The following is a 25,818-nucleotide window of genomic DNA, read 5'->3' on the forward strand; positions in this document are numbered from 1 at the left end:
AATCCCGCAAAAACTCAGCATATGCCAAGCTTTCAAACAGAATCTTCGGCAAAACAGTTTTTTCTGCGCAATGAGTTTGATAACATGAGCCGCTGTTGTCTTGCGATGATTTGCCGTTTGCCCATGCGTTTGCTGTTCTTGTTGTTGCTGCTGGTGTCATGCACCGCCCCACTGCTGGCACAAGAAGACACCGATGAAGCCGCCATTGCGGCTCAACTGGAAGACATCAAAACACGCCTGGAAACCCTCAAAGACCAACTCAACCAGGCCACCGGCGAAGAAGCCAAGCTGCTGCAAGAGCTGGAAGCGCAGGATCAAATGATCAACCAGCAAGGACGCCAGATCAGAGACACCCAAGCCAAGATCACCACCGCCGAACAACAAATCGAGGTGTTGGGCCGAGAAATTCAATTGAAAAACGACAGCATCAGTGAGCAAAAGCAGCAGATGGCCGAATTGTTGCGCTTGCACATCTTCATCAACCACGACCGCATCTTAAAAATGATGCTGCTCAATCCCAGCACGCGCCACGCCGAGGTCACCCAACACCAAATCAAATACCTGCAACACAAACTGTATGAGTTGATCGAAAACATCGCGGTACAAATCAAACAGCTGGAACAATACCAACAACAAATCACCGACCAAAAAACCGCTCTGGAACAAGAGCAACAAAAACTCAATGCCGAACAAGACGCCATGGTGGCCCAGAAACAACAACGCGCTTTGGTGCTGGCCTCCTTGCGCGACACCATCCAAGCCTATCAGGATGAAAACCAAATCCTGGAGGCCGACAGCCAGCGCCTCAATCAGTTGTTGTTACAAATCACCCAATACCTCGACGACCTGCCGGAAAACCTCGGCGAAAACACCTCATTTGCGCGTTTGAAAGGACAGCTGCAACAACCACTGGACGGCAACATCATCCGCTCATACCGCTCCTTGCGGGCAGGCTACAGCCGCTGGGATGGCGTGGTGATTGGCAATGAGGCAGGCACCGAAGTCACCGCCACCGCCTATGGTCGGGTGGCCTTTGCCGATTGGCTGCGCGGCTATGGCTTGTTGATCGTGATTGACCACGGTGATGATTACATGACCTTGTATGGGCACAACGAAAGCCTGTTGGCCGAAGTCGGTGACTGGGTGCAAGCCGACCAGGTGATCGCCACCGCCGGCAATTCCGGCAACATCGATCCGGCCGGGGTGTATTTTGAGATCCGTCAGGCCGCCGACCCCACCAACCCCGTGCCCTGGTTCAAGTGAATTTTAGGGCCTGTTAACACCCACTGAAAGGCGACTGCTGGATCGTATTTTTCAGCCATTAAGGCATCAGTCGTGAGGTGTGGTCACTCCACATGAGCGAGTGAATAACGCTGAGGGATGAAAAATACGACCCAGCCCCATGGGTTCAGCCTACAAAGGCCACACCCGGCGTTGCTCATCGCTCGATTGGAGTGACCAAACCACGCTTTTCGCGCCTTGATTGTGACCTTTGTAACCTGAACAGTGGTCATTCAGTGGGTGTTAACAGGCCCCGGCCTTAACACCCACTGAAAGGCGACTGCTGGATCGTATTTTTCAGCCATTAAGGCATCAGTCGTGAGGTGTGCCCACTCCACATGAGCGAGTGAATAACGCTGAGGGATGAAAAATACGACCCAGCCCCATGGGTTCAGACTGCAAAGGCCACACCCGGCGTTGCTTACCGCTCGATTGGAGTGACCAAACCACGCGATTCGCGCCTTGATTGTGACCTTTGCAGCCTGCACAGTGGTCTTGCAGTGGGTGTTAACAGGCCCCAGTCAGCCAACCAATTCATTGGGCTCATCGGCTTCCGCCTGATCACCTGGGGGTTCATCATCGGCACCGCCGCGCAATGCTTCATAGGCATGCGACAACAAGGCCACTTCGAAAATGATCACCAGCACCGAGATCAACTCCACCAGCAGCATCAAGGCCAACGACTCGGTGTTGATTTGTTGGAAGATGCGGTTGGTGATGTATGGCACCAAAACCACCAAGAAAAACACAAAAAACTTGTGGTGGCGGGTCATCTCGAAAGACTCACTCAAAGACAGGCGGTGACCCGCTGCGGTGGCCGGAAACACCATGGCCAGTCGTGAAAACACAATGCCCATGATGATCAGTGCCAGTAAAAACAACCACACCGCAGAGCCGCCCCCAACGCCGGCTGCTGGCGCCATGGGCGGCGCGATTTTGAACAACACAAAGATCACCGCCGCCAATGACAGCAACACCGCCACAATCCAGCCAATGAATTGGACCTCCACCAGGCGCCATTGCAATAGGTGCTCCAGGCCCTTTTCATCCAACAACACCAAGCGATGCACCATGATCGCCAACTTGGCATAAACGATCAGCATCAACACCATGATCACAAAGAACAGGGCGGGGCCAAACAGCAAGGCCAAATAACCCCCCAACAAGCCCACCACAAAGGCCAAGCCAATGAACAGCGCGGCCAGTCCCGCCAAATAACCAAAGTGGTCTTTGAAGGTGTTGTTGGTCAATTCGAAAATGCGACCGATGGAAATGGGTTCTGACATGGTAAATCCTTTTAATGTGAAGAAGCCCCCATTGTATACCCAGCCAGCCAGCAGTCACAAGCCGGTCACACTTCAGCGGGTCAGATCAATTGTTGGGGTCTGGTTCACACTACATTCAGTTTCGTAGATGTAACATATCAAAGACTGGCTATGAATACTGTACAATTGAACCATCAGGAGCAGCACATGAAAAAAATCACCATCCCCTTAATTATCCTCTTTACTGGCATCCTCATCTCTGGCAGCGCGCTGGCTTTTAAATTTGCTTCGCCCAGCGACCCCTCGGCCAAGGTGGTGATGAACCACTCCAACAGCGCCAAACAACTGTTTCCGGTGAAACTGTTGATGGTCAACGGTGAAAACGTGCCGGTTCGCGGCGATGCTGTGTGGTTGCAGCCGGGTGAATATGAACTGCGCTTCAGCACCCAGATCAACAGCAATTACACCAAACAAATCATGGGCTTGAAACAGCGACGCGGCCTGGAAAGCCTCAAAAACACGCTGAAAATCAATGTCGAAGCCGAAAAGTCATATTACGTGGCTTATGATGCCTCCAGCAACAACACCGATGATTGGCAACCGGTGGTTTACAAAGTCAAGTAAGCCAACCCGCCTTTTTACCTCGTTGAAGGCTGTGCTGTGAGATTCACACGCAGCCTTTTTGGTGGGCCGCATCAGTCATTAAGCCGTGCCTCAATCCTCGTCGTCGTAGATCGCCACCACCGATTGTTGTGGGGTTTTGTAGCCACGATACATTCCCGGGGTGTTGAACACCATCACCGGTTGCCCGGCCGGGTCCATGCCGATGATGCCACCGGAGCCACCGACTTTTTTCAGTTCACCCATGATCACCGCATCGGCCGCTTGTTGCAGTGATACATTTTGATACCGCACCCGGGCACAGATGTCGTGGGCCACGGCATAGCGGATGAAAAACTCCCCATGGCCGGTGGCTGAGATGCCACAACTGCGGTTGTCGGCATAAGTGCCGGCGCCAATCACCGGCGAATCGCCAATGCGGCCCCAAGCCTTGTAGGTCATGCCCCCGGTTGAAGTGCCAGCCGCCAAATCGCCGTTTTGATCGACCGCCACCGCGCCCACCGTGCCGAATTTGAATTCGGCATCCAACACGTCTTTGGCAGCGGCTTGTTCTTGTTGTTTGGCTTTGGTCTTGGCATCCACTTCTTGCCATGCTTTGAACCGGGCTTCGGTGTCAAAATAATCATTGGTCACTTGTGCCAGTCCCTTGGCCTTGGAAAAGGTGTCGGCACCGGTCCCGGCCAGCATCACATGGGGCGAATGCAACATCACTTGTTCGGCCGCCAGTATCGGGTTCTTGGTGAACGAGACCCCGGCCACGGCACCGGCCTCGAGGTCACTGCCGCGCATGATCGAGGCATCCAACTCATGTTTGCCGGGTTTGGTGTACACCGCCCCTTTGCCGGCGTTGAAGTGCGGCGAATCTTCCATCAATTGGATGGCGGCGATGATCGCTTGGGTGGAATCCCCGCCGGCTGCCAGCACCGCATATCCGGCATCCAAGGCGGCTTGTAAATCAGTGCGGATGCTTTGTTCCTGTGCGGCACTGAGTTGATCCCGTTTGATGGTCCCGGCACCCCCATGAATCACGATGCCGATGTTGTGTTCTGTAGCCATGGCCAATCCTCCGCAAAAAATCATCAATACACATAACTTTTTCATATAAGCTCCCGCCTGATTCTGGACTTGCTCTACAATACCAAAAAATCCACCGCTTTGCCGGACAGATTGCATGAAACAAGCCGCCCCCATCAGCAGCACACAAGTGGCCCACTGGCTGCAGCAACACCACCAGCTCAGTGGTGAACTGACCACCCTGGTTGGCGATGTCGATGCCAACTTCAAACTGACCACACCACAACAGGCCTTCACGGTCAAAATCAGCCGGCTTGCAGCGCTGGATGATCTGGCCTTTGAAGCGGACTTGATGCACCACCTGGCCAGCCACCAACAAACCGACCTGGCCTGGCCGCAACCGGTGTTGGATCAACAAGGCCAGTGGTTGACGGTGTTGGAGCCAGGTTCTGAGGGGGCCTTGGTGATGCGGCTGTTGACTTGGGTGCACGGTGATTTGATGTCCGGCTTTCAGCCACACAGCCCGGCCATGCTGCACCATTTGGGACAACAAGCCGCGCACTTGAACCAGGCCTTACAAGACTTGCAACACCCCCAAGCACAACGGACATTCAGCTGGGACTTGGCCCAGTGCCTGTGGGTCAAACAACACCGCGCGTTGTTCAGCGGTGAACAACGCGCTTGCTGGCAACATTTCATCGAACTGTTCGAACAAAACCAATCCAGCCATGCCCAATTGCGACAACAAATCATTCACAACGACTTGAATGACAACAACGTGCTGGTGGCCCAGGATCAAGTCACCGGCATCATTGATTTTGGTGATGCCATCCTCAGCCAATTGATTCATGAGCTGGCGATTGTTTGTGCCTACGCCTTGATGCACAAACCCGACCCATTGACCGCCGCCGCGCACATCGTGCGTGGCTACCACCAAGTCCTGCCGCTGCTCGAACAAGAGTTGGCTCATTTGTATCATTTGATCGGCATGCGCCTGGTGGTCAGTGTCACCCAGGCCGCCCTGGCCCGGCAGACCGACCCGGACAATGCCTACAAAACCATCAGCGAACAACCGGCTTGGGCCTTGTTACATGCCTGGCAAGCGGTGCCGGCACAATTGGCCCACAGCACCTTTCGCCAGGTGTGTGGCCACAGCGCGCACCCTCAATCCAAGGCACTCAAACTACACCTGCAAGCACAGCGCATGCCTTTGTCCCAAGTGTTTCCCGAGCATGCAAATAAAACCCGCATACAAGTGGTCGACTTGGGGGTGGCCAGCACCCTGCTGGGCGGCGCCGGTGACTATGAAAACCACCCCTTGCAACACTTCAAAATGACTCAAGCACAAGCCGCCGATCCCGAGGCATTTTTGGCCGGTGGCTATCTGGAAGCCCGCTCTTTTTATGCCGCCGATGCCTTCAGCTTTGCCGGCAATCAAGGCAAAGAATACCGCACCATACACTTGGGTTTGGACGTTTGGTTACCGGCCATGACCGCGGTGCATGCGCCCTTGGCCGGTCGGGTGGTCGGTTTGCGCGACAACCACCAACGCCGAGACTACGGGCCCACTGTGATCCTGCAACACGACTTTCCTGGCGGGGTGTTTTATTCCTTGTATGGCCACCTGAGTCGGTGCACCTTGGACCACCTGCAATTGGGTGATGAGGTGGCGGCCGGGGCTTTGTTGGCTTGGGTCGGTGAGCCCCATGAAAATGGTGGCTGGAGTCCCCACCTGCATTTTCAGCTGATGCTCGACATGTTGGGCCATGAACACGATTTTCCAGGCGCTTGCCGGCCCAAGCAACAAGCAGTGATGGCCGATCTGTGTCCGGATCCCATGACATTGTTTCAAACCGATGATGCCCAACCACAACCACCGGCCAACAACCAAGACCTGATCCAGTTCCGACACCAGCATTTGGGCAAATCTTTGAGCCTGTCCTATTCTGAACCCATCCAAATGTTGCGCGGTGACGACGTTTACCTGATCGACCAATGGGGTCAAAAATACCTGGATACCTGCAACAACGTGGCCCATGTGGGGCACGAAAACCCCCGGGTGGTGGCAGCTGGCCAAGCCCAAATGGCGGTGCTCAACACCAACAGCCGCTACTTGCACCCGGCGATCAACGAGTTCACCGCTGCCTTGCTGGCCACCTTGCCGGATGAACTGTCGGTGGTGCATTTGGTCAACTCCGGTTCCGAAGCCAATGAATTGGCGCTGCGCATGGCCCGGGCTTATTCAGGTGGGGTCGATGTGATTGCCTTGGAATCCGGTTACCACGGCAACAGCCAGGCCACCATTGACATCAGTTCCTACAAATTCGATGGTTCAGGTGGTCAGGGTGCGCCCAAGCACACCCACATCGTGCCTTTGCCAGACGCCTTTCGCGGTCGCCACCGGGGGGCTGACACAGGGCCAGTCTATGCGGCCTATGTGCAACAACAGCTTGATCGACTGCAAGCTGCTGGCCAACAAATTTCGGCATTCATCGCCGAAAGTATCGTGTCATGTGGTGGCCAAATCGAGTTGCCTGCAGGCTATTTGGCCCAAGCCTATGCCGCGGTCCGCGCCGCCGGCGGTGTGTGCATCGCCGATGAAGTGCAGGTCGGTTGTGGTCGCATTGGCAGTCATTTTTGGGCTTTTGAACCCCACGGCGTGGTGCCCGATATCCTGACCATTGGCAAACCCATCGGCAATGGCCACCCCTTGGCGGTGGTGGTTTGTACCCGCGAAGTGGCCGACCGCTTCGCCAATGGCATGGAGTATTTCAACACCTTTGGCGGCAACCCCGTTTCAGCCACGGTGGGCTTGGCGGTGTTGCGTGAAATCAAAGACCGCCAATTACAACACAATGCACTGACCACCGGCACCCATCTGAAGCAACATTTGCAGGCCTTAATGGCCGACCATCCCATCATCAAAGATGTCCGCGGCCAGGGCTTATTTTTGGGTTTTGAATTGGGTGACGACGCCTTGAACCCACTGCCCGAACAGGCCACCTATTTGGCCAATCGACTGCGCGACATGGGAATTTTGATCAGCACCGATGGACCCGACCACAATGTGATCAAAATCAAACCGCCGATCACTTTTCAAACGCCGCATGCCGATGAATTGTTGCAGCGGCTGCAGACCGTGCTGATGGAAAATGCCATGCAACGGGTCTGAGGTGGCACAAAAGTCCAGCGCAATCGGTTTAAATCGTTGGGTTTGTCCCCATATACGATTTTCATGCCGATGAAATCGGTTCGATCGGATCGGCACAACCCAAACAAAACAGGAATCAACATGCAAATTAAAAACGATTGTGTGGTGGCCATGCACTACACCCTGAAAGACGACGAAGGCAATGTTTTGGACTCATCGGAAGGCCGTGATCCACTGAAATTCTTGCAAGGTGCGCACAACATCATCATCGGATTGGAAAAAGCGATGGAAGGCAAAGCCAAAGGCGACTCTTTTGAAGTTTCCATTGAACCCGAAGAAGCCTATGGCGTGCGCCACGAACAAATGATCCAAAAAGTGCCCCGCTCGGCTTTTCAAGGCGTTGATGCAATCAAAGTCGGCATGCAATTCCAAGCCGAAACCGAACAAGGTCCTGTGCCTGTGACCATCACCGAAGTGGTTGATGACGTGGTCACCGTTGACGGCAACCACGCCCTGGCTGGCCAACGCCTGCATTTCTCGGTATCCATCGAAGACGTGCGCCAAGCCACCGAAGAAGAAAAAGCCCACAAACACGCGCACTGATTGATCCAATCAAGCACAGTCACAAGGCTTGCCATTCGGCAGGCCTTTTTTGTGGGCAGTCATACCGCGACAAAGCAAACGGTATAGACCACTGAGCCCGTCGAAGTGTGTCCGATCTCAAGACCGGCTTCGACAGGCTCAGCCACCTTGGGTTGGGTGATGGCTGCGGCCAAAGCCTGGCCATGTCGTCGACTGAGGTCGACGCTCCAAGCTTTAATTCAAAGCCCACTGAGCCCGTCGAAGTGATCCCAACAGTTGCCAAGGACTTCGCAATCTTCAACCACTAATTACACACACCCTTGGAGTGCCGGCTTCAGTCGGCGTTGAGGCGATTATCAGCATGAAGAATCAATAACACCGACAGTCACCATCCATCACTTGAGCACCCAACCAGCCCATGATGGATGTGGCCAAAGCCTGGCCATGTCGTCGACTGAGGTCGACGCTCCAAGCTTTAATTCAAAGCCCACTGAGCCCGTCGAAGTGATCCCAACAGTTGCCAAGGACTTCGCTATCTTCAACCACTAATTACACACACCCTTGGAGCGCCGACTTCAGTCGGCATTGGGCGTGATTAATAGCATGAAGTATCATTAACACTGACGGTCACCATCCATCACTTGAGCACCCAACCAGCCCATGATGGCTGCGGCCAAAGCCTGGCCATGTCATCGACTGAGGTCGACGCTCCAATGAATTGTCCGGACTGCTGGCGGCTCGCCGGCACACCACTGTGAATTTATTTAAAAAGAATGCCAGCGGGCCGCTGGCGATCCGTAACTTTGTTCTGTGAATCCAGGTAAATTCTCCGCGTCGAATTCAGTCCATTTTCGTAACCACCGTCCATTCACCCCATTGAACAAAAAGAACTTTACCGAAGGTTTTTTTTCATGGGCCTCGGTATCTTGGTGAACACTGATGAACCGGAGAACCGAACATGAATCTGCGATTATGGGTACTGGCCTGTTGTTTGACTTGGCTGGGCACCGCCGTGGCAACCAAGCCCCATACGAAAGTACAGCAAGCTTACAACGTGCTGTTTGTCGGCAACAGCCTGACCCAGGGCAACGACCTGCCCAAGCTGGTGAAACAGGATGCGGCGCGCCGCGGCATCACCGTCAACACCGCGGTGGTGGCCAAGGGTGGCTATGCCATTGTCGACCATTGGGCAGAGGGACGGGTGCAGCAACTGGTGCGTTCCACCCGCTTTGATTTTGTGGTGATCCAACAAGGCCCGTCATCACAACTGGATGGTTATCAGATGTTGGTCAATGGCGGGGCCGACTACGCCCGCTTGTGCCAAGAGAACGGCTGCCGCCTGGCCTATTTCATGGTGTGGCCGTCCATCGCCTGGTTTCACACCTTCCCCGGGGTGATCCGCAATTACACCGCCGGGGCTGAGGCCAACAACGCCATTTTGATCCCGGTGGGTCAGGTGTGGAAAGACCACATTGAAGCAACCGGCGATTACTCTTATTATGGCTCAGATGGTTTTCATCCCTCCCGCGCTGGCAGTGAAAAGGCGGCAGAGGTGATTGTGAACACCTTGTTTCAACCGCAAACCTGTGGTTGTGCTGCCAAGATCAAGTGAATCAATGGGCACCTCATGGCATGATTGACTTCACGTAGACTGCAGGCAAGCCCAGACGGGTCGCCACTTGGGTCAGTTGCTTGGCATAAGCGGGGTTGCTGCCAGCCATCAGTTGTTCCGGCAACACATAAACCACAGCATCAGTTTGGCCACCGGCTGCCAAGTTGACCACCGACCATTGCGGTACATATTCGCGGACGCTGGGCTCGCTGTACAGTTGTTTCAACTCGGTTGCGGGCAGCTCCATCACCAAGCCCCAGACCTCGGCCTCCGCTTGCGGTCGCAAACTGGCCCGTTGGCCGATCACCAATTGGTGGCCGGGTAAACTGGCCAGGCGTGGGTTGCTCGGGTGTAAACCCTGTTGGCGCAACAAATCAGGGTCCATAAACAAACCGTAGAAAAAAACCGTATGTGGGCGCTTATTTCGACTCATGACTCAATCCCAAGACAATGAATATACCACACAGTTAGCCGGCGGTTTTGGTGACATGGGGTGTTCTCCATACGGCCAACCCAACAACACCGCGTCAACTTGTAAGCCTGCGCTCCACTGCTCAACTTCTGACTGGCTGGCTGATGTGATGATGTGAATGTTCTCTCCTCCTGGCCACCAAGTGGGTTGATCCAAAGCCTCATCCCAACAGGTATGCATCCCCACCAACACACAATTCACTTCAGGTCGGTTTTCAATGGCTTTGAGTTGTTGATACATGGTTTTTAACGATGGGCGGCCATAACCCCATAGGTTGGGGGCGATGGACTGCTCTTCAGCATTGCCTTGAAAAAACCAATCCAAAGGCACGGTGGGAGGTGCTTCAACATCCACATCTGGTAACCGAATCAGCTCATTAATCAAACGTGAGCGGTGGTCAAGCATGACGATTTGTTGCTCCACCGATCAAAAGAACTGAATGATTATTTGATTGGATGCCCATGATCAGTTCACCCGTTGTGTCTCTGAAAAATTGACCCCCAACAGCGGCAGGTGTTTGAGTTGGTGGTAAAGCAAGGCCAAGTCAAAACACAAACGCAAGTCTGCCACAGGCAATGCTCCCGTCAGCGACAGCTTGATGGCACGATTGCCGTGGTAAGACAATTCGGGCAACAGCTCACGAAAAGTGCTGACCAGGCGGGTGTTGCAATTGAAGTAAACGCCCAGCTCATCTGGATTGGCGGCTTTCCAAGCGAATCTGATGGGGCTGCCTTTGGGGCTTTGGTAACTGGGTTCGCCCCACTTCAAGGATTCCTGGATTTCTGTGATGTCGCAGGCGGTTTGGTGGAGCATTTCCCGCAGCTGCAAAAACCGTTGCCGGGCTGCTGTGGGATAGCCGTCAATGAGATTGGCCACTCCGGCGTGCATGGGATTCACTCTCCTTGCAGTTGCCAGACCAGCGTTTGACCTGATCGGTACGGCACCACCGTCAATGGCCCTTGGCCCATGCGTTCGGGCACCACCTGCTTGGCTTTGCTCAAAGTGACTTTTTTGTCATTCACCGGTAAGCCATAGAAGGCAGGGCCGTATAAAGAGGCAAACCCTTCGAAGCGGTCCAACGCCCCCTCTTCTTCAAACACCTGCAGGTAGTTTTCCAAGGCTTGTGGGGCACTGAAAATGCCGGCACAGCCACAGGCGCTTTCTTTGTCGCCGATGGCATGCGGCGCGGTGTCGGTGCCGAGGAAGAATTTGCCGGAGCCTGAAGTGGCGGCGCGTCTGAGTGCTTGGCGGTGCAGCTCACGCTTGGCAATGGGCAAGCAATACAGGTGGGGTTTGATGCCACCGACCAGCATGTCATTGCGGTTGATTTGCAGGTGGTGCACGGTGATGGTGGCGGCCAAGTGCTCATCACCGGCGGTCACGAAATCGGCCGCGTCTTGGGTGGTGATGTGTTCAAACACCACTTTCAATTCCGGCAAGTCTTTGAGCAAGGGCTGCATCACTTGATCAATGAAAGCCGCTTCGCGGTCAAACACATCGATGGCATCATTGACCACCTCGCCATGCACCAACAAGGGCATGCCCATGCGCTGCATGGCTTCCAGCACCGCATAGATTTTCTTCACATCGGTGACCCCGGCCGCCGAATTGGTGGTGGCATTGGCCGGATACAATTTGGCCGCGGTGAACACGCCATCAGCATGGCCCCGCACGATTTCTTCGGGATCCATGTCATCGGTCAAATAAGCCGTCATCAGCGGCTCAAAGTCCGGGTAATCAGCCGTCGCTGCCTTGATCCGGTCGCGATAAGCCGCGGCCATGGCGGCAGTGGTCACTGGTGGGGTCAAATTCGGCATGATGATGGCCCGGCCAAACTGACGGGCGGTGTACCCAGCCACTTGTTGCAACATGGCACCGTCGCGCAGGTGCACATGCCAGTCATCGGGTTGGGTGATGGTGATGGATTGGATCGCCATGGTTCATGTGTTTGTTGGAATGGAGGCATTATAAATGATTCTGCACCCAACTTGGACCGAAGTCCACACCCATCCCTTGGAGCGCCGACTTCAGTCGGCGCTGGTGGTGATCTTTGGCTTTACGAATCAAAAACACCAACGGTCACCATCCATCACCTGAGCACCCAACCAGCCCATGATGGCTGCGGCTTCAAGCCTGGCCATGTCGTCGACTGAAGTCGACGCTCCAACCTATTATTAAAAGCTCACTGAGCCTGTCAAAGTGATCCTGCACATGAAGGCTGCGGCTTTTCGCCTGGCCATGCCGTCAACTGCAGTCGACGCGCCAAAGGATCTTCTGAACCACCGCCTGAGCTGCCCGAGCCCACCAAATCTGCTATATTATGTGCACCTCATTATGGGACCCAACATGTCACCAAAAGCCCTCCTCTTTACCCTGCTGCTCTCTACCGGCGTCAAAGCCAACACCGATTTTGCCCAATTGGAACAACTGTTCCAGGAATGGCGGGCCTTTGAGGTGCCGCCCCTGCACCAAGGCGCGCCGGATTACCGGGCGGCGACTTTCAAACAACGCCGACCCCAATGGGCTGAATTCAAGAGTCGATTGTTGGCCTTTGACCGCAGCGACTGGAGCATCCCGGAGCAGATTGACTGGTTTGTGGTGTTGGCCGAGCTCAATGGCTATGATTTCAACGAGCGGGTATTGCAGCCCTGGCAGCGCGATCCGGCGTTTTACAAACAGGTCTGGACCTACCAAAGCGATGTGCCGGACCATGAAGGACCCACACCCCATTTTGTGACCGAACTGTGGACCTATGAGTTTCCATTGAGTGAATCCGAGCAAGATCGGCTGAACAGTGATTTGTCACGCATTGCCCCATTCCAACAACAAGCCCGCGAAAACCTCACCGGCAATGCCAAAGAGCTGTGGGTGGCCGGCATCCGCGACATCAAACGCCAGCACCAGGTTTTGCTGGGTTTGCAGGATGCCGTGGCTGCAACCAGGCACCCAGCATTGATCGAAACTTTGGCCCAGGCCACCACATCAACCGCCGCATTTGCCGACTGGCTGACCGAGCAAAGCGCGAACAAAACCGGACCTTCCGGCCTCGGTAAAGACCCGTACAGCTGGTACCAACAACACGTTCACCTGGTGCCGCTGGACTGGGCCGATGAAGAGCGCTTGTTGCGGCGGGAGTTGGACCGCGCCTGGGCGGCCTTGAAATTGGAAGAACACCGCAACCGCGGTTTACCCGAATTGGTCGCGGTTAAAAACCAGGCCGAATACGAGGCATTGGCCAACCGTTCAGCGGCGCATTTCTTGGGCTGGTTGGATGAACAAGAGGTGGTCACCGTGGCCGATTACTTCAAGCCCGCTTTGGAACGGCACAAGGGCCAGTTTGTGCCTGAGGCCACCCGCCATTTCTTTTACATCGGTTCACACCTGGACCCCACTCCGCTGTTCTCCCACTTTTACCATTGGTTTGAGTTGGCCATCATGGAACACGATCCCAACCCCCGACTGATCCGCCAAGACGCCTTGTTGTACAACATCTTTGACAGCCGCAATGAAGGCACCGCCACAGCAGTGGAAGAAACGTTCATGCACGCCGGCCTGTATGACCACAATCCCAGGGGCCGGGAAATTGTTTACATCATGTTGGCCCAACGGGCGGCCAGGGGCCTGGGTTCCCTGTATGCCCATGCCAATGAAATGACCATGGAAAAAGCCGGTGAAATCCACATGGACTACACCCCACGTGGTTGGATGAAAACCGAGGAAGAGCTGCTAATTTTTGAACAACACCTGTACCTGCGCCAACCCGGATACGGCACCAGCTATGTGACTGGCAAAGCCCTGCTGGATCACGCCATGGCGCTCAAAGCCAAACAAGACGAAGCGCCGGGGCGCGAATTCAAACTCAAAGACTTTTTTGATCAGCTCAATGCCATCGGCGCCATACCCATTGCTTTGGGCACCTGGGAAATGACCGGCATCAAACCGGCGTTTCTGGATCTAGTGGAAGCCGAAGCCCGCGGACAGTGAGGCACAAATAAGGCGGCCTGAGCCGCCTCGGAAATGGGGTTGGTGATTTCAGCTGAGTTTCAACACCGAAGTGCCTGAACCTTTCCGCTGCATGCAGGTCCATTCGGTGTAATTGGCGTCACACTGAGCCGGTTTGGCTGATCGACGGTAGCACAAGCGGTCTTCACCACTGACGGTAAAGCCTTTGCTCACATTGGTGTACGTGTGCACCAATTGATTGGGGCGATTTTGCCCGGTGGTGACCTGAACTTGACAGATGTGCTCCAATTTGGGTGATTCCAGTTTAACCGTACCGGCCATGGCCGATGCACCCATCATCAGGGTGGTGGCCGCTAACATCATTTTGAATTTTTCCATACTTTGTCTCCTTGGTAGTGATTGTGATTGTTCAAATTCAGAACCCGCTGACCCAACAAAGTTCGAACTTTCTTGGGTGTTTACTTTCCCGCAGCACCGATTGGCCGCATTCACCCACTGAACACCCGCCGGTATATGATGGCTGCGGCTCATGCCTGGCCATGCCATCGACTGAAGTCGATGCTCCAATGCAATCTGTGTGATCAATTAATACATTAAGCTCACTGAGCTTGTCGAAGTGACTTAAATACTTGGAGATGCTTCGACAGGCTCAGCCATCTTGTTTATTAAGATCACAATCAGTGGCGCCGACTTCAGTCGGCGTGGGGTTGGTATAAATACAGATAAGATGACAGCCATTCAGCGTTCCAAACCATCACCTGAACACCATACCAGCGTGAGATGGCTGCGGCTCATGCCTGGCCATGCCATCGACTGAAGTCGATGCTCCAATGCAACCTGTGTAATCAATTAATACATAAAGCTCACTGAGCTTATCGAAGTGACATAAATACTTGGAGATGCTTCGACAGGCTCAGCCATCTTGTTTATTAAGATCACAATCAGTGGCGCCGACTTCAGTCGGCGTGGGGTTGGTTTAAATCTCTAAAGAAAATTCACAATGTATAGGTGTAGATGATCAACTTGGATTACCGATCGGGGTCGGGAATGACGTGGCTTGTTTATCATGATGGCTGCGGCTCATGCCTGGCCATGTCGTCGACTGAAGTCATCTATTTAGACTGCTGCGATTTGAGCAACAGCCGATACCACACATAACAAGCCACCAAGGTCAGCACACAAGCAACTTTCAGCAGCAACAATTCGACCGGATGCCACCAGGCACCGGTTTGTGCTTCAATCAGATCCGACACACCAAACAACAAAAATGCCAAGGCCGTCACCACGGTGACTTTAAAGAATCGGTTGTTTCGACCCTGGCGCCAAGCTTGCACGCTCAAGATGAGGGCCAAAGCAAACCACAACAAAGACTCCAACTGATTGAACAGGGCCAGTGACACGACTCAAGCCCTTTGCGACTGGCGGTGACCCAACCAAGCCGCCATCAGGTCATAAACCACATGGGCCATCATCGCCATGGCCAAGCCCCCACTGAACCAAACCAGCCCTTGCATCGAAAGGGCAAACAAAACGCCCGAAGCGGCCGCTCGTCGACCTCCACTGAGGTGCGCCAAGCCAAATGCCATGGCACTGATCAATGCCGCGGCCCACCATTCCAGATGAATCATCAACAAGCCGGTGAGCAATCCCCGATAAACGAACTCTTCAACCAAACCCGCATACAATGTGGTGCCAACCCACCATGGATTCTTGGCGGTGATTTTTCTGAGTGCCAAGCGCCATTGTTGGTCTGCAGGCACTGGTCTGCTGGCTTCCCACCATGCCAACAACAAAAACACCCCAACTGCCAGTGCGGCAAGCAACCAAGCGTTCAGGCCAAAATGACTGCCCCAGGACAAAGTGAAATTCGTACCCAGCCAAGCAAGCAAGCCCAACAGCGCCACCACACTTTGCAGCACCCAGATTTGCCCCATCATTGCCGATGGACTCGGCAAGACAGCGGCTTGCGATGTGGGTTTTAGACTTTGGCGCCAACTGGCCCAACCCAACAGGGGCAAAACCAATAACAGCACCATCAACAAAGGCCACGACCAAATCATGCGGTCAAGTATAAGAGATCAAGACAGGGAATTGAAAGCTTGCTGGGTCCCAGCTGCCATGATGACCGCGGTACAGGTTGTGGCGACTGACTTATCTTGTGCACCGCCAAGCAAGACATTTTAAACTGAATCATTTGCTTACTGTTGCCAAACGCCTATTTGGCTTTCACCCGGTATCGTTCCTGCAAAAAGTCATTGGCAAACACTTTGGCCTGGGTCTGCTGCAATTCGATGGGCTCGGTCAACTCGCCGAATAAGCGGATGCCACGGCCCAACAACACCGGGGCACGGGTGATGGTCATTTCATCAATCATGCCCAAGCGCAAGAAAGAAGTGATGGTGGCACCACCATCGATGTAAGCATGCCGATGTCCCGCCTGGGCCAACGACTCAAGCAAATTGCTGATGTCACCGGCATGGATCGTGACCGGTCCAGGCAAGGTCGCTGGTGGGGTGGTGACCGATTGACTCAACACCACCACCTTCAAATGTCCATAGGGCCATTGTTCGGCGCTCAGTTGCATGCCGGCCAACACCTCCATACAACCGCGTCCCATGATCATGCAGTCCACCGATTGGATGTAGTCCTCAAAGCCCATGTCGGCTTCAGCCCCCAAATCGGCGTCTTGTTGACCCACTTGGTACAACCAGTCGACCGCCCCATCTTCGGTGGCAATGAAGCCGTCCAAACTGCTGGCGATGAACACAGAACATTTCATGGCGTGACTCGTTGGCTGGTGGTCATACTCATAAGTACTCCCGGGTGCGTTTTAAATGGTATTGATACCAAGATTTTTTCTTGAAGTAAATTTCTTTTTCCTCATCCCATGCGGTGCCCAGTTGTTGCAAAATCCAGGCAAAGGTCGGGTAATCCTCGGCCAGCATGGCACAATACCCATACAGGTGCAAGACATGCCTGGAATGTCCAAATATTTTGAACAAATCTTCGAACCCGGCTTTGACCCTTGGCCAAGAGTATGAGCCACCGGCCGGCTTGAACACCTGCCCGGTGAAAAAGGTGTGGTTTGAGACCAACATGGCATACATGCCGTCACCATAAATCGCTTGGGTGTCTGCACCCGCCTGTTCAATGAAGCGTTTCAACTCGAAATCAGATCCCAACCAAATGCGCTGCAAATAAACCCGCATTTTGGCATACAAAGGGATGTAGCCGGGATCAATGGTCTGACACTGGTGGAACTGGGCTTTGGCCCTGGATTTGCTCTTGAACAAAACAAACATCAATTCGGTTCTTACCGTGCACAATTCGGCATCCAGTGGGCCTTTGTTGGTGGCCTGTTCGGCCGCTTCCCAGGCTTTTTGCAAGTATTCCTCAAAACCTTCGAACTGTTCATCACTGACATAGGAACGGTAGCCATGGCCGCGGATTTCCCAGGCCTGGGCCAGGTGTGCGCGGGCGGCCAAAATGTCTGGGACGTTGCTGGCCGGATCATGAGCCCGCCATTCATTGATGAAGGCATGGATGGCGGGAAAGTCCGGTAAAGCGAAGGCCATGCCGTTGTACAGATCTTGCAACACCGGCACGGTGGTGGTGAACTGGGGTTTGTCAATCCGCACTTCAGCCACCATCGCTTGCAAGCGGCTGAAATTCCGCACCACGACATGCTGTTCGATCACATCGCGGATCTGGGTGCGCTCATACCATTGACCTGCATTGTTCACCACCGGGCCAGGCGGCTCAAATGGCACCCGTTGATAAGCAGGCGAGCCTTGCCATTTTAACAACCACAGTATTGCCGCCACAATCAGAACAAACCACAAGACTTTCATGATTCACGCCTCGGGTGTGCCCAATGCCCCAACAGGACTTGGTCGGTTGTTTGGGGCTGGGGTGCTTCCATCATCGGCTGTAATGGTGTCGGTTGCTGCCGTCAAAAGCAGCCAGATTGCAGGCAGCAATTCTTGAACCGTCGACCTGAACCACAAGGGCACGGGTCTTGGCGGCCCAGTTTTTCCAGCAGCTCTTTGTCACCATGGACCACCCGGTGTCCTTTTTTGACCTGAGTTTCAGAGGGATATCCCCGGCGCCGTTTGCTGGTGACTTCGAAAGCTCGCTGGGTCTGCGTATTTGGATTTCATGATGACACTCCTTTTTATCATGGCCTGGGTTTTGGTTGGGCCTCAGGCTTGGCCTTGGGCTGCATGGCCCAATTGGTTCAGCCAGCATTCTACAACAAAATCCGGCCAAACTCACCCCATGGCTGAAGATTTGACTGGCAACACTTCGGCCACCTCGGCATCGAGCATGTCCAGGACGCTGTGAAACCCATGTTGCGGCTGCCAATGCAACACCGCTTGGGCTTGGCTTGAGTCATACACCCGATCCAGGCTTGCGGGCAATGACCAACCGCGTTGAGCAAAAGCCTGCACCAAATCAGGCGCCACCGCTGCCAACACCGTCGGGGCATCATCCCACAAACCTTGGCACATGGATGGGGTGAATGGGCTGGCACCCGAGACGATGCAGCGCTTGAATCCAGGCGGCCGCACATGTACCGCTGCGGTATGGGCACTGGCCACATCCCGCGCATCGACCCCTCGATGCAAACGGTACACCGCCATCAAGTCTGCCGGTTCGGGAAAACAGCGCGACATTTGCAACACCGTCACTGGCCACTGGTGGGCCAGCGCCAGTGCTTCCAGCAGCTGCTCGGCTTGAATTTTACTGCGGTGATAGATCGTTTTCGGTTGTGGTAACACCGACTCATCAACCCAACCGGCGATCCCATCGGGTGTTGACGCATGGCCATACAAAGCCGTGGTGCTGGTGAAAATAAAATGTTTCACCCCCATGGCCAAGCCCATTTGGGCCAGCTGTTCGGTGGCTTGCACATTGATCGAGTCAAATTCAGCATCTGGCACCAATCCCACATGCGGGGCATGCAAGGCGGCGGTGTGGATGATCACATCGACCCCGGCCAATGCCTGTTGCATCATGCTTTGATCACGGATGTCTCCCACGTATTGGGCTGTGGAACACGGCGTGCGATCCACCCCCACCACCTCATGTTGTTGCATCAACTTGATGTGGATGGCCCGCCCGACCCGACCGGCTGTACCTGTAACCATGATTTTCATGGCCCGATCTTGGTCATTGCTTTTTCTTGCGGAAGGACCACTTTAATTGCAGCAAACGCCCGTCCTTGAACAACAAAGTGGCATCATGGAATTTAGTGCCCAGTTGGGCATGGGGAAAATGGTGCACCTCATCGGCCATTTCCCCGGTCATCGCCCTCAGTTGTTGGTTGCTGATTTTCTGGCGGGCCATTTGCGCTTGATCAAGCAATGGCATGAACAATTCACCCACCTGCGTCTTGTTGCTGCCGGTGAGGGTCAAGGTGTCTTTGCCGGTCAAGTCAATGGCCACACTGTATGGGTGATAAGCCACTTCGGTGGATTCGTCCAAGGGGTCTGAACCACCCAACAACAGGGCAAGAAATAGAATCATCATCGGGGACATGGCACGCCAGCTTCAATCAATGCCAATCATTGTGATCAAAAGGCCGTGGTTTGACAAGTTTTCTCACCACCCATTTGCCAGGTCATGGCGTTGCCCTCGGTGGCCACCCATTGATACGACCGCTGCTGGGCACCGGCGAACGCTTCTTCCAAGTGCAAGGTAAAACCGGTCGATGTGATGCGTGGCTTGGCCCAAGTGGACATCACCACTGCGTTTTTTTCATACCGCGCCCAACGCATTTCATCGTGGCCATAAAATTGGAAGAAATCATAGGAACCATCGGCTTCGATGCATTTGAACTTCACGGCATCACCACTGGCCCGGGCCGCATTGACATGTTGCAACAAATCAAAAGACTCGGCCAGGCTCAAATGGCTCAGCAGCAAACCAAGCCATACCAAACATTTTTTCATCGGGATCTCATTTCATCAAGTTATAAGGACTGTCGCTGATGTGATGATACCACTTTTTATCGGGTCCTTTGGCCTGGTTATGATTTTGGGACACCCGCCATGGCGGATTCTTGCGGTGGTGGCCAGCGCTGTAGATTTTGATCGGATGACCATCGGGATCCTGCAACAACGATTCACGCCACAGCCAGGGTTGGTCTTGGGGCTGGATCAAAAAGGGGATGCCGTGATCCACCAGCCGCCGATGGGTGCGGTCCACATCGGCCACCTCAAAGTACAACACCGTGCCGGCAGCCTCACACCCGGCTTGGGCCGCTTCGCTGTGGCTGATGGAAAAGGTGCTGTCGCCGCTGGGGCAGGCCAAGCGCACATAGCGGGGGCTGGCATCCACAATTAACTGCAAACCCAACATTTGGTAGAAAGCCATGGCCCGGTTGACATCGGGCGACAGGATGGTGATTTGATTCAAATTCATGCGGGTACCCTCCTAGGCATTGCGTTCGGCTGGGATGTCGGTCAGGTATTCGGTGAACTCCACTTCAAAACCATCGGGATCCTCAAAGTAAATGTTTTTCCGGAACGGTGAATCGGCGCCGGGTTTGAACACCGGATAGCCGGCTGCAGTCAAGCGCTTGATCATGGCATCGAGGTTGTCCACCGCAAAAGCAAAATGGGCCAAACCCACCTGGTGCCCGGTCAGATCGCGGTTCTCACCTTCACCAAAATCACTGATTGCCAAATATTGGTAATCATCGCCAAAATGGATCCAGCGACGGGGTTTGCCATACCATTCACCCGTGCCTTCAGCCCGTATGGACCAATGGGGAAAAGCGGCGCGGTAAAAATGCAAACTCTGGTCGATGTCTTTACCGACGATGTTGATGTGTTCAATGCGTATCATGGCGGTCTCCTGTTTGACGGTTGTGATGATGGCCGCTATGATAAAACCTCAAGTTAACTTGAGGTCAAGTACGATGCACAAAAACAACCCAAAAAATCCAGGGCGCAGCAAAATCAGACCGGCCAACATGGCGGTTGGCGAAGTGGCCAACAGAAGCGGGGTCAAGGTTTCTACCTTGCATTTTTATGAAAGCAAAAACCTGATTCACTCGGTGCGCAACGCCGGCAACCAGCGCCGCTACCACCGGGATGTGCTGCGCCGCATCTCAGTGATCAAAGCCGCCCAGAAAGTCGGCATCAGCCTCAAGGAAGTTCAGCAAGCCATGGCCTTTTTGCCGATCAGTCACGCCCCCAGAAAACAAGATTGGGAAAAGTTGTCGAAACAATGGCACCAGGCCCTGGAACAAAAAATCCGTGCACTGACGGCTTTGCGGGATAACTTGACCCACTGCATCGGCTGCGGCTGCTTGTCACTGAAAGCTTGCCCTTTATACAACCCAGAGGATGAATTGGGTCAGGCCCAAACGGGGGCGGTGTTGCTGGACAGGCGATCCAAAGCAAACAACCAAGCCTGACCAAGCGTTTACTTGGCACTCAATGGCTCATTGTTTGATGGCCACCAGTTGCACCGGGGCGATGAATCCGGCTTTGAGGTTGTTCACCATGTTGCCAATTTTTATCGGCGTGGTTTGTTGCATCAATACATGCAAACCCAATGGTGGCGGCCCACCCTGAGTGTCATGCTGGGCTTGTACCCGGGCGAAAAAGTCCAGTGCAAATGCCCGGCGATTTTCTTCTCGGATGACCCGCAACCCGGCCGCTTCCAAGGCTTGTTTGTATGTTTCTGCTGAAGCCAAATGACTGGTCTCTGCCGTCGAGGCCCAGGGCACGGGATAAGTCAACTCGCCGGCATCACAACGCATGATGTCATAGACCCCAAAACTAGCACCTGATTTGAGCACCCGACTCACTTCTTGGAACAAGGCAACTTTATGCTCAATGTTCATCCCCACATGTAACTGATAGGCCCCTGAATAAGTGGCATCCTCAAAAGGCATGTCGGTGGCACTGCCTTGAATCAAATCAACCTGTTGGTTCAAACCCACCCAGTGGTTCAAGGCCGAACCGACCTGGACATATTCCTCGCACAGATCGATGCCGGTGACTTGGACATTGAACTGCTGAGCGGCAAAGCGGGCGGCGCCACCCAAACCACAGCCCACATCCAGAATCCTTTGCTCTGCGGTCATGCGCAAATTATTGAACAAATGCTGGGTGGCCTCTCGACCACCGATGTGGAACTCATCCACCGGGGCCAAATCTTCAATGGCAACGGTTGCCGGGGTCAGACCCATTTCAGCCAGCGCTTGCTCTATGGCCGCCAAAAGGTGGCCATGCCGATAATGGGCAGTGGTTTTTTGCTCATGATTCACAATTGAATACGCCTCCAGATGAATTTTGGGTTACTGTTAGAATTTGCGTGTATCATCACATTTCATATTCAACATGCAGGGGTGCCGCTCACTTGCCATCGAGTACAATTTTCATGATGGCCTTGGTTTTGCTCTGGCAAGCGCCAGATCCAAAATTAGACAAGCACACAAATGCCTGATTTCGATCAGGCAATCTGATCAGGTAAGTGGAAACACCGTAATCTCCTCCTTCATACCAGATTGTTGGCTCACCTTGAAATGTGCCGTGCACCAAGCCAAATGCATCATTGTTTTTCGGGTGATTAAACGATTGGGTCGCCAACATGATGGTGCTGAATTCCGTACCCAAGGCATGATCTATAAACAATGCATTGTGCCATCGAATCAAATCATTGAGGCTGGAATACATGCCACTGCCCCCATAATGCGGTGACAAACGAAGAGCCTCCTGCCAAGCCGAATCGGTGTCGTTACGCACATATGATGTCACCCGATTTGCACGACTTGTATCTATCGGCGCGTCGATCCAACTGCTGTTCATTGCCAGGGGTTGGAAAATGTTCCGCTGACTGAACTCGGAAAAAGACTGGCCTGACTTGAGTGCCACCAGCTGAGCCAAAAATTGATAATTGATGTTGGAATAAGACCATCGAGTGCCTGGCAAAAACTCCAATTCACCCGCTTGAATCACGGTCTGGATGGCATCATCAACCGTGAACCCATCACTGGCAGACCAACCACCCTTAGGTGATTCCAATGTGTAGTACTCTGGTAAACCACTCGTCATGTAGACCAAATGAGAGATTTTAATGGGGTGCATGAATTCTGGCAGTCCCGGCCAATGCTTGCTGAGCGGATCATCCAATTCAATCACCCCCCGCTGTATTAAAATAGCCACAGTGGCCGCGGTGAATTGTTTTGACAAAGAAGCCAAATTAAAGGCCGAATCGGGTGTGATTGGTGTGCCGTTGGACAAATCCGCCATACCGTAACCCTCGGCATGCACCACTTGATCACCGATCATCCAGCCAATGGAATAACCGGGTGAGACCGATGTGCTAAGGTGGCTGAATAATGCATCAATTTTTTGGGAGTTTATTTCAGTCTCAGATGCCGAAGCCAAGACCCCACTTACCAAGACCGCCAAAATCACCCATGGATAGGTCCAACCGAATGTTTTTCGCCTCAATATTCTCACCTGATTCATACCTCCTTACGCTGATGGCATTTGCTCATCAACATTCCAAAATGGCTTGAAAACCACCATAAATCAACCGCTTGCCATCAAATGGCATGGGGTTTTCCTCACCTTGCATGCGCGGATCGGCCATGATCTTTTCCCAACCGGCTTGCCGCGCTTGTTTGGATGGCCAGGTGACCCAGGAAAACACCACCGTTTCATCGGCTTGGCATTTCACCGCCATCGGCAGCGAAGTCACTTCACCATCGGGCACGTCGTCGCCCCAGGTTTCAACGATCTGCAGCGCCCCGTGGTCTTTGAACACCTCGGCCGCGATGGTCGCATGTTTGAGATACCGGTCTTTGTTTTTATTGGGCACGGCGGCCACAAAACCATCCACATAATACATGATGAGCTCCTCTGGTTATTGCTGTGTGTGATTCGATTATAAACAATCCATCATTTGCATGGCGATCACCAGGGCCAGCGACCTTGAATCACCCGCAACTGCCGCGTGTCGATTGATAATGCAGCCAAGGAAAAATCCTTCTTGTTGTTAACTTTTTCAATGAATGGGATGAACCAGGCCACTTGTTCACGGAAAGCTGGGTTGAAATACCCGTGGTAATGCTGCAATGCACCGGCGGCGTCGGTCGGCCAACTGCCGTCGTAGTCACCGCAGATGCGAAAGGGTTTTTCGAGGTTGCTGGGACAAAACACCAGGCCTTCGGCTTTGCCATACAACACCACGATGAAATCAATGCCCTGCGCCAAGGCTTCGGTGTGCCAAGTTGGGTTTGACGCCATGGTCAATGCCCCACAGACATCTGTTGTGCCACCCAATCATTCACCGCCTGCCACGCCGGTGGCAATTCACCTGGGCTCCAAATCCACACCACCAACAACACCAAGCCCCGGCGGTACACATGGGTGCGGTCCAGCCGGTTGTTGTGGGCCCAAATCTCCCGCAGAGCCTGTTCCCGTTGATCGGCCACCGATGCATTGGCAGCCGTCAAGCCATAAAAGCCAATGTCGCTGACCCCGTCGGTGTACCGCGCGTACAAAGCCGCTTGCATGTCGGTCCCAGCCAAGCGCCCTTGCGAGCCGCCGCGGGCCGTGGCGTTGACAACTTTGGGATCACTCGACAACTGCGGGTTGATCGAAAAATCAATGCCGGCAGGTAAGTTCTTGATGGTGTCAGGTGGGTGGTTGATCAATGTTGGGTGCAGCTGTGCTCCATCAACCAACAAAGACGCCAAGTTGAATGTCGGATCCTGTTGGGGGTGCTGTTGGTTGGACGGCTCGGATTCCAGCCATTGGGCAGCGGCAGAACCAGCCAGCCACTGACAGATCAACAACACCGCCCATTGTCTGATGCGCCATGGTGTGCCTGAGGACTGGGTTGGGTTGGGTGGTTTGCTCATGGGATTGGGCCTGTGGTTTAAGGTTGGGTGGCTGCTGGGCAGGTGAAGTCCTTGTGTGGGTAGACAAAATCGCCGGTGCACACCGCCAATACGGGCGAAAAATCCGCGCCATTGAATTCATGTAAGGAAAAAATCATGCCTTCCGGCTGTTCTTCATGGGCACTGATTTCATAGCGACCGTTGCCGTTGATGTCGGTGATTTGTTGGATGGACTGACAAGGGGGTGGCGGGTTGCCATCACATTCACAATAGGCCGAGGTGAGCACCAAATCGGTGTCCAGCAACACCCGACTGACGCCGTCCAGAGTGAGGGTGCGGCGGTACATTTGCCCCATCACAAAGTCCTGACCCATGCTGGGAAACGGCTTGACCTGGGCCACCACACTGAAGCATTGTTCCAACAACGCCGCATCACCGCCCAAGGGCCATTGCCGGGAGACCGACTGAAACCGCGGCTTGAAACCACCTGCCCGCACGGCCGCATAAAATGACCTGAGGTTGGCATCGTATTGGGTGTGTTTGGTCAATTGCTGTGGATAGAGCTGGATACCGGCAGCCAAATAAGCCTGGTTTTCCGGCGACGCTGACGGCAGAGCGACTGAGTCTGCTTCGATCGTTGGCAGCCCAGTGCACGCGCCTGGGTAAGCCAGCTTGAACCAGGGTCGGTTGGGCATTGCCTCAACGGTCACTGGGGTGATGCCATCAACCGCCTGTTGTGGTCCGTTGTGATTCAAAGTGTATTGGGTGTTTTCATAACACAGGGTGGACATGGACTGGCCCGCTTTGAGTTGGGCTTGATCGCCAAAAATGATGACGAAGTTTTTGTCTGACCCATTGGCATCGGCAGACCAACTGGCCCCAAAGATCAGCATTGAAGTGGTGGCGATGAGGCTTGTGAGTTTCATGGTTTCATCAGTTCGTGGTGGTGAGGTGGTCCAAGGACTGGCCGGCTCCTGCGGTTGGATCATT

30 protein-coding genes are annotated in these 25,818 nt (G+C 53.9%); 7 read left to right on the forward strand and 23 right to left on the reverse strand.

Annotation, left to right across the window (positions count from 1 at the left end; genetic code table 11):
- The first annotated feature begins 84 nt into the window (after positions 1–84).
- On the forward strand, positions 85–1,263 hold the full coding sequence (locus tag K7G70_RS08350) for a murein hydrolase activator EnvC family protein (protein ID WP_223788166.1): 1,179 nt from the start codon (positions 85–87) through the stop codon (positions 1,261–1,263).
- A gap of 539 nt (positions 1,264–1,802) precedes the next feature.
- On the opposite strand, the gene K7G70_RS08355 is transcribed toward K7G70_RS08350, so the two are convergent.
- Positions 1,803–2,567, reverse strand: coding sequence for a hypothetical protein (locus K7G70_RS08355; RefSeq protein WP_223788167.1), 765 nt, complete (start codon positions 2,565–2,567; stop codon positions 1,803–1,805).
- Between the two features lie 186 nt (positions 2,568–2,753).
- Here K7G70_RS08355 and K7G70_RS08360 point away from each other — a divergent pair, with 186 nt between their 5' ends.
- Positions 2,754–3,170, forward strand: a complete 417-nt coding sequence (locus tag K7G70_RS08360) for a hypothetical protein (RefSeq protein WP_223788168.1) — start codon at positions 2,754–2,756, stop codon at positions 3,168–3,170.
- A gap of 90 nt (positions 3,171–3,260) precedes the next feature.
- Here the strand turns inward: K7G70_RS08360 and K7G70_RS08365 are convergent, their stop codons facing one another.
- Positions 3,261–4,223 carry an isoaspartyl peptidase/L-asparaginase family protein gene (locus K7G70_RS08365; RefSeq protein WP_223788169.1) on the reverse strand — a complete coding sequence of 321 codons (963 nt, stop codon included), beginning with the start codon at positions 4,221–4,223 and terminating at the stop codon, positions 3,261–3,263.
- Between the two features lie 115 nt (positions 4,224–4,338).
- On the opposite strand from K7G70_RS08365, the gene K7G70_RS08370 reads away from it, so the two are divergent.
- From K7G70_RS08370 to K7G70_RS08380, 3 genes are all read left to right on the forward strand, one after another.
- Positions 4,339–7,353 (forward strand): aminotransferase class III-fold pyridoxal phosphate-dependent enzyme, encoded by a 3,015-nt coding sequence (locus tag K7G70_RS08370; RefSeq protein ID WP_223788170.1) that lies wholly within the window; start codon positions 4,339–4,341, stop codon positions 7,351–7,353.
- A gap of 120 nt (positions 7,354–7,473) precedes the next feature.
- Positions 7,474–7,935, forward strand: a complete 462-nt coding sequence (locus K7G70_RS08375) for an FKBP-type peptidyl-prolyl cis-trans isomerase (protein ID WP_223788171.1) — start codon at positions 7,474–7,476, stop codon at positions 7,933–7,935.
- Positions 7,936–8,872: 937 nt separating this feature from the next.
- Positions 8,873–9,526, forward strand: coding sequence for an SGNH/GDSL hydrolase family protein (locus K7G70_RS08380; protein WP_223788172.1), 654 nt, complete (start codon positions 8,873–8,875; stop codon positions 9,524–9,526).
- A 13-nt stretch (positions 9,527–9,539) separates the two neighbouring features.
- Here the strand turns inward: K7G70_RS08380 and K7G70_RS08385 are convergent, their stop codons facing one another.
- Genes K7G70_RS08385 through pyrC form a run of 4 tightly spaced genes read right to left on the reverse strand, consistent with a single transcriptional unit; the run spans position 9,540 to position 11,935 of the window.
- Positions 9,540–9,959, reverse strand: coding sequence for a gamma-glutamylcyclotransferase family protein (locus tag K7G70_RS08385; RefSeq protein WP_223788173.1), 420 nt, complete (start codon positions 9,957–9,959; stop codon positions 9,540–9,542).
- 3 nt (positions 9,960–9,962) lie between these two features.
- Positions 9,963–10,403, reverse strand: coding sequence for a hypothetical protein (locus K7G70_RS08390; protein WP_223788174.1), 441 nt, complete (start codon positions 10,401–10,403; stop codon positions 9,963–9,965).
- Positions 10,404–10,463: 60 nt separating this feature from the next.
- Positions 10,464–10,886 (reverse strand): DUF1801 domain-containing protein, encoded by a 423-nt coding sequence (locus K7G70_RS08395; protein ID WP_223788175.1) that lies wholly within the window; start codon positions 10,884–10,886, stop codon positions 10,464–10,466.
- Between the two features lie 5 nt (positions 10,887–10,891).
- Positions 10,892–11,935: a dihydroorotase gene (pyrC, locus tag K7G70_RS08400; protein ID WP_255589924.1), complete on the reverse strand. Its 1,044-nt coding sequence runs from the start codon at positions 11,933–11,935 to the stop codon at positions 10,892–10,894.
- Positions 11,936–12,344: 409 nt separating this feature from the next.
- Between pyrC and K7G70_RS08405 the strand changes: the two genes are divergently transcribed.
- Positions 12,345–13,982, forward strand: coding sequence for a DUF885 domain-containing protein (locus K7G70_RS08405; protein ID WP_223788176.1), 1,638 nt, complete (start codon positions 12,345–12,347; stop codon positions 13,980–13,982).
- Between the two features lie 48 nt (positions 13,983–14,030).
- Here the strand turns inward: K7G70_RS08405 and K7G70_RS08410 are convergent, their stop codons facing one another.
- The 11 genes from K7G70_RS08410 to K7G70_RS08460 form a co-directional block, all read right to left on the reverse strand.
- Complete coding sequence (locus tag K7G70_RS08410; protein ID WP_223788177.1) at positions 14,031–14,339, reverse strand: hypothetical protein; 309 nt, start codon at positions 14,337–14,339, stop codon at positions 14,031–14,033.
- Positions 14,340–15,073: 734 nt separating this feature from the next.
- A complete protein-coding gene (locus K7G70_RS08415) occupies positions 15,074–15,361 on the reverse strand; it encodes a hypothetical protein (protein WP_223788178.1) in 288 nt (95 codons plus the stop codon).
- A gap of 3 nt (positions 15,362–15,364) precedes the next feature.
- Positions 15,365–16,021 (reverse strand): CPBP family intramembrane glutamic endopeptidase, encoded by a 657-nt coding sequence (locus K7G70_RS08420; RefSeq protein ID WP_223788179.1) that lies wholly within the window; start codon positions 16,019–16,021, stop codon positions 15,365–15,367.
- Positions 16,022–16,176: 155 nt separating this feature from the next.
- Complete coding sequence (locus K7G70_RS08425) at positions 16,177–16,740, reverse strand: dihydrofolate reductase family protein (RefSeq protein ID WP_223788180.1); 564 nt, start codon at positions 16,738–16,740, stop codon at positions 16,177–16,179.
- A 28-nt stretch (positions 16,741–16,768) separates the two neighbouring features.
- Positions 16,769–17,812 (reverse strand): hypothetical protein, encoded by a 1,044-nt coding sequence (locus K7G70_RS08430; RefSeq protein ID WP_223788181.1) that lies wholly within the window; start codon positions 17,810–17,812, stop codon positions 16,769–16,771.
- Between the two features lie 101 nt (positions 17,813–17,913).
- The gene (locus K7G70_RS08435; protein ID WP_223788182.1) at positions 17,914–18,024 is read right to left on the reverse strand and encodes an SEC-C metal-binding domain-containing protein; all 111 of its coding nucleotides are present in this window, start codon (positions 18,022–18,024) and stop codon (positions 17,914–17,916) included.
- Between the two features lie 208 nt (positions 18,025–18,232).
- Positions 18,233–19,120, reverse strand: a complete 888-nt coding sequence (locus K7G70_RS08440) for an NAD-dependent epimerase/dehydratase family protein (protein ID WP_223788183.1) — start codon at positions 19,118–19,120, stop codon at positions 18,233–18,235.
- Between the two features lie 13 nt (positions 19,121–19,133).
- Entirely contained in the window at positions 19,134–19,490 is a 357-nt protein-coding gene (locus K7G70_RS08445) for a hypothetical protein (protein WP_223788184.1), read from the reverse strand.
- A 47-nt stretch (positions 19,491–19,537) separates the two neighbouring features.
- On the reverse strand, positions 19,538–19,915 hold the full coding sequence (locus tag K7G70_RS08450; protein ID WP_223788185.1) for a hypothetical protein: 378 nt from the start codon (positions 19,913–19,915) through the stop codon (positions 19,538–19,540).
- A gap of 7 nt (positions 19,916–19,922) precedes the next feature.
- Positions 19,923–20,387: a VOC family protein gene (locus tag K7G70_RS08455; protein ID WP_223788186.1), complete on the reverse strand. Its 465-nt coding sequence runs from the start codon at positions 20,385–20,387 to the stop codon at positions 19,923–19,925.
- A gap of 12 nt (positions 20,388–20,399) precedes the next feature.
- Positions 20,400–20,813 carry a VOC family protein gene (locus K7G70_RS08460; protein WP_223788187.1) on the reverse strand — a complete coding sequence of 138 codons (414 nt, stop codon included), beginning with the start codon at positions 20,811–20,813 and terminating at the stop codon, positions 20,400–20,402.
- A gap of 73 nt (positions 20,814–20,886) precedes the next feature.
- Here K7G70_RS08460 and soxR point away from each other — a divergent pair, with 73 nt between their 5' ends.
- Complete coding sequence (gene soxR / locus K7G70_RS08465) at positions 20,887–21,387, forward strand: redox-sensitive transcriptional activator SoxR (RefSeq protein ID WP_305067292.1); 501 nt, start codon at positions 20,887–20,889, stop codon at positions 21,385–21,387.
- Positions 21,388–21,414: 27 nt separating this feature from the next.
- On the opposite strand, the gene K7G70_RS08470 is transcribed toward soxR, so the two are convergent.
- The 6 genes from K7G70_RS08470 to K7G70_RS08495 all read right to left on the reverse strand — a co-directional run bounded on the left by K7G70_RS08470 (position 21,415) and on the right by K7G70_RS08495 (position 25,817).
- A complete protein-coding gene (locus K7G70_RS08470; RefSeq protein ID WP_223788188.1) occupies positions 21,415–22,245 on the reverse strand; it encodes a class I SAM-dependent methyltransferase in 831 nt (276 codons plus the stop codon).
- 88 nt (positions 22,246–22,333) lie between these two features.
- Positions 22,334–23,452, reverse strand: coding sequence for a serine hydrolase domain-containing protein (locus tag K7G70_RS08475; RefSeq protein ID WP_223788189.1), 1,119 nt, complete (start codon positions 23,450–23,452; stop codon positions 22,334–22,336).
- A gap of 28 nt (positions 23,453–23,480) precedes the next feature.
- Positions 23,481–23,834, reverse strand: a complete 354-nt coding sequence (locus K7G70_RS08480) for a DUF1428 domain-containing protein (protein ID WP_223788190.1) — start codon at positions 23,832–23,834, stop codon at positions 23,481–23,483.
- A 65-nt stretch (positions 23,835–23,899) separates the two neighbouring features.
- Entirely contained in the window at positions 23,900–24,232 is a 333-nt protein-coding gene (locus tag K7G70_RS08485) for a hypothetical protein (RefSeq protein ID WP_223788191.1), read from the reverse strand.
- 2 nt (positions 24,233–24,234) lie between these two features.
- The gene (locus K7G70_RS08490) at positions 24,235–24,849 is read right to left on the reverse strand and encodes a hypothetical protein (RefSeq protein ID WP_223788192.1); all 615 of its coding nucleotides are present in this window, start codon (positions 24,847–24,849) and stop codon (positions 24,235–24,237) included.
- A 17-nt stretch (positions 24,850–24,866) separates the two neighbouring features.
- Positions 24,867–25,817, reverse strand: coding sequence for a hypothetical protein (locus tag K7G70_RS08495; protein WP_223788193.1), 951 nt, complete (start codon positions 25,815–25,817; stop codon positions 24,867–24,869).
- Position 25,818: the final 1 nt, after the last annotated feature.

The organism is Marinicella meishanensis (assembly GCF_019931145.1).
In the GTDB taxonomy this organism is placed as follows: domain Bacteria; phylum Pseudomonadota; class Gammaproteobacteria; order Xanthomonadales; family Marinicellaceae; genus Marinicella; species Marinicella meishanensis.

Excerpts from the sequence above, each read along its gene's own strand:
- K7G70_RS08355 (WP_223788167.1), bottom strand. The coding sequence starts at position 2,567 with ATGTCAGAACCCATTTCCATCGGTCGCATTTTCGAATTGACCAACAAC.
- K7G70_RS08475 (WP_223788189.1), bottom strand. The coding sequence starts at position 23,452 with ATGAATCAGGTGAGAATATTGAGGCGAAAAACATTCGGTTGGACCTAT.
- K7G70_RS08485 (WP_223788191.1), bottom strand. The coding sequence starts at position 24,232 with ATGGCGTCAAACCCAACTTGGCACACCGAAGCCTTGGCGCAGGGCATT.
- K7G70_RS08375 (WP_223788171.1), top strand. The coding sequence starts at position 7,474 with ATGCAAATTAAAAACGATTGTGTGGTGGCCATGCACTACACCCTGAAA.
- K7G70_RS08395 (WP_223788175.1), bottom strand. The coding sequence starts at position 10,886 with ATGCACGCCGGAGTGGCCAATCTCATTGACGGCTATCCCACAGCAGCC.
- K7G70_RS08405 (WP_223788176.1), top strand. The coding sequence starts at position 12,345 with ATGTCACCAAAAGCCCTCCTCTTTACCCTGCTGCTCTCTACCGGCGTC.
- K7G70_RS08360 (WP_223788168.1), top strand. The coding sequence starts at position 2,754 with ATGAAAAAAATCACCATCCCCTTAATTATCCTCTTTACTGGCATCCTC.
- K7G70_RS08445 (WP_223788184.1), bottom strand. The coding sequence starts at position 19,490 with ATGATTCTATTTCTTGCCCTGTTGTTGGGTGGTTCAGACCCCTTGGAC.
- K7G70_RS08430 (WP_223788181.1), bottom strand. The coding sequence starts at position 17,812 with ATGAAAGTCTTGTGGTTTGTTCTGATTGTGGCGGCAATACTGTGGTTG.
- K7G70_RS08385 (WP_223788173.1), bottom strand. The coding sequence starts at position 9,959 with ATGAGTCGAAATAAGCGCCCACATACGGTTTTTTTCTACGGTTTGTTT.
- K7G70_RS08350 (WP_223788166.1), top strand. The coding sequence starts at position 85 with ATGAGCCGCTGTTGTCTTGCGATGATTTGCCGTTTGCCCATGCGTTTG.
- K7G70_RS08380 (WP_223788172.1), top strand. The coding sequence starts at position 8,873 with ATGAATCTGCGATTATGGGTACTGGCCTGTTGTTTGACTTGGCTGGGC.
- K7G70_RS08410 (WP_223788177.1), bottom strand. The coding sequence starts at position 14,339 with ATGGAAAAATTCAAAATGATGTTAGCGGCCACCACCCTGATGATGGGT.
- pyrC (WP_255589924.1), bottom strand. The coding sequence starts at position 11,935 with ATGGCGATCCAATCCATCACCATCACCCAACCCGATGACTGGCATGTG.
- soxR (WP_305067292.1), top strand. The coding sequence starts at position 20,887 with ATGCACAAAAACAACCCAAAAAATCCAGGGCGCAGCAAAATCAGACCG.
- K7G70_RS08460 (WP_223788187.1), bottom strand. The coding sequence starts at position 20,813 with ATGATACGCATTGAACACATCAACATCGTCGGTAAAGACATCGACCAG.
- K7G70_RS08425 (WP_223788180.1), bottom strand. The coding sequence starts at position 16,740 with ATGAAATGTTCTGTGTTCATCGCCAGCAGTTTGGACGGCTTCATTGCC.
- K7G70_RS08480 (WP_223788190.1), bottom strand. The coding sequence starts at position 23,834 with ATGTATTATGTGGATGGTTTTGTGGCCGCCGTGCCCAATAAAAACAAA.
- K7G70_RS08420 (WP_223788179.1), bottom strand. The coding sequence starts at position 16,021 with ATGATTTGGTCGTGGCCTTTGTTGATGGTGCTGTTATTGGTTTTGCCC.
- K7G70_RS08440 (WP_223788183.1), bottom strand. The coding sequence starts at position 19,120 with ATGAAAATCATGGTTACAGGTACAGCCGGTCGGGTCGGGCGGGCCATC.
- K7G70_RS08455 (WP_223788186.1), bottom strand. The coding sequence starts at position 20,387 with ATGAATTTGAATCAAATCACCATCCTGTCGCCCGATGTCAACCGGGCC.
- K7G70_RS08490 (WP_223788192.1), bottom strand. The coding sequence starts at position 24,849 with ATGAGCAAACCACCCAACCCAACCCAGTCCTCAGGCACACCATGGCGC.
- K7G70_RS08370 (WP_223788170.1), top strand. The coding sequence starts at position 4,339 with ATGAAACAAGCCGCCCCCATCAGCAGCACACAAGTGGCCCACTGGCTG.
- K7G70_RS08495 (WP_223788193.1), bottom strand. The coding sequence starts at position 25,817 with ATGATCCAACCGCAGGAGCCGGCCAGTCCTTGGACCACCTCACCACCA.
- K7G70_RS08450 (WP_223788185.1), bottom strand. The coding sequence starts at position 19,915 with ATGAAAAAATGTTTGGTATGGCTTGGTTTGCTGCTGAGCCATTTGAGC.
- K7G70_RS08390 (WP_223788174.1), bottom strand. The coding sequence starts at position 10,403 with ATGCTTGACCACCGCTCACGTTTGATTAATGAGCTGATTCGGTTACCA.
- K7G70_RS08365 (WP_223788169.1), bottom strand. The coding sequence starts at position 4,223 with ATGGCTACAGAACACAACATCGGCATCGTGATTCATGGGGGTGCCGGG.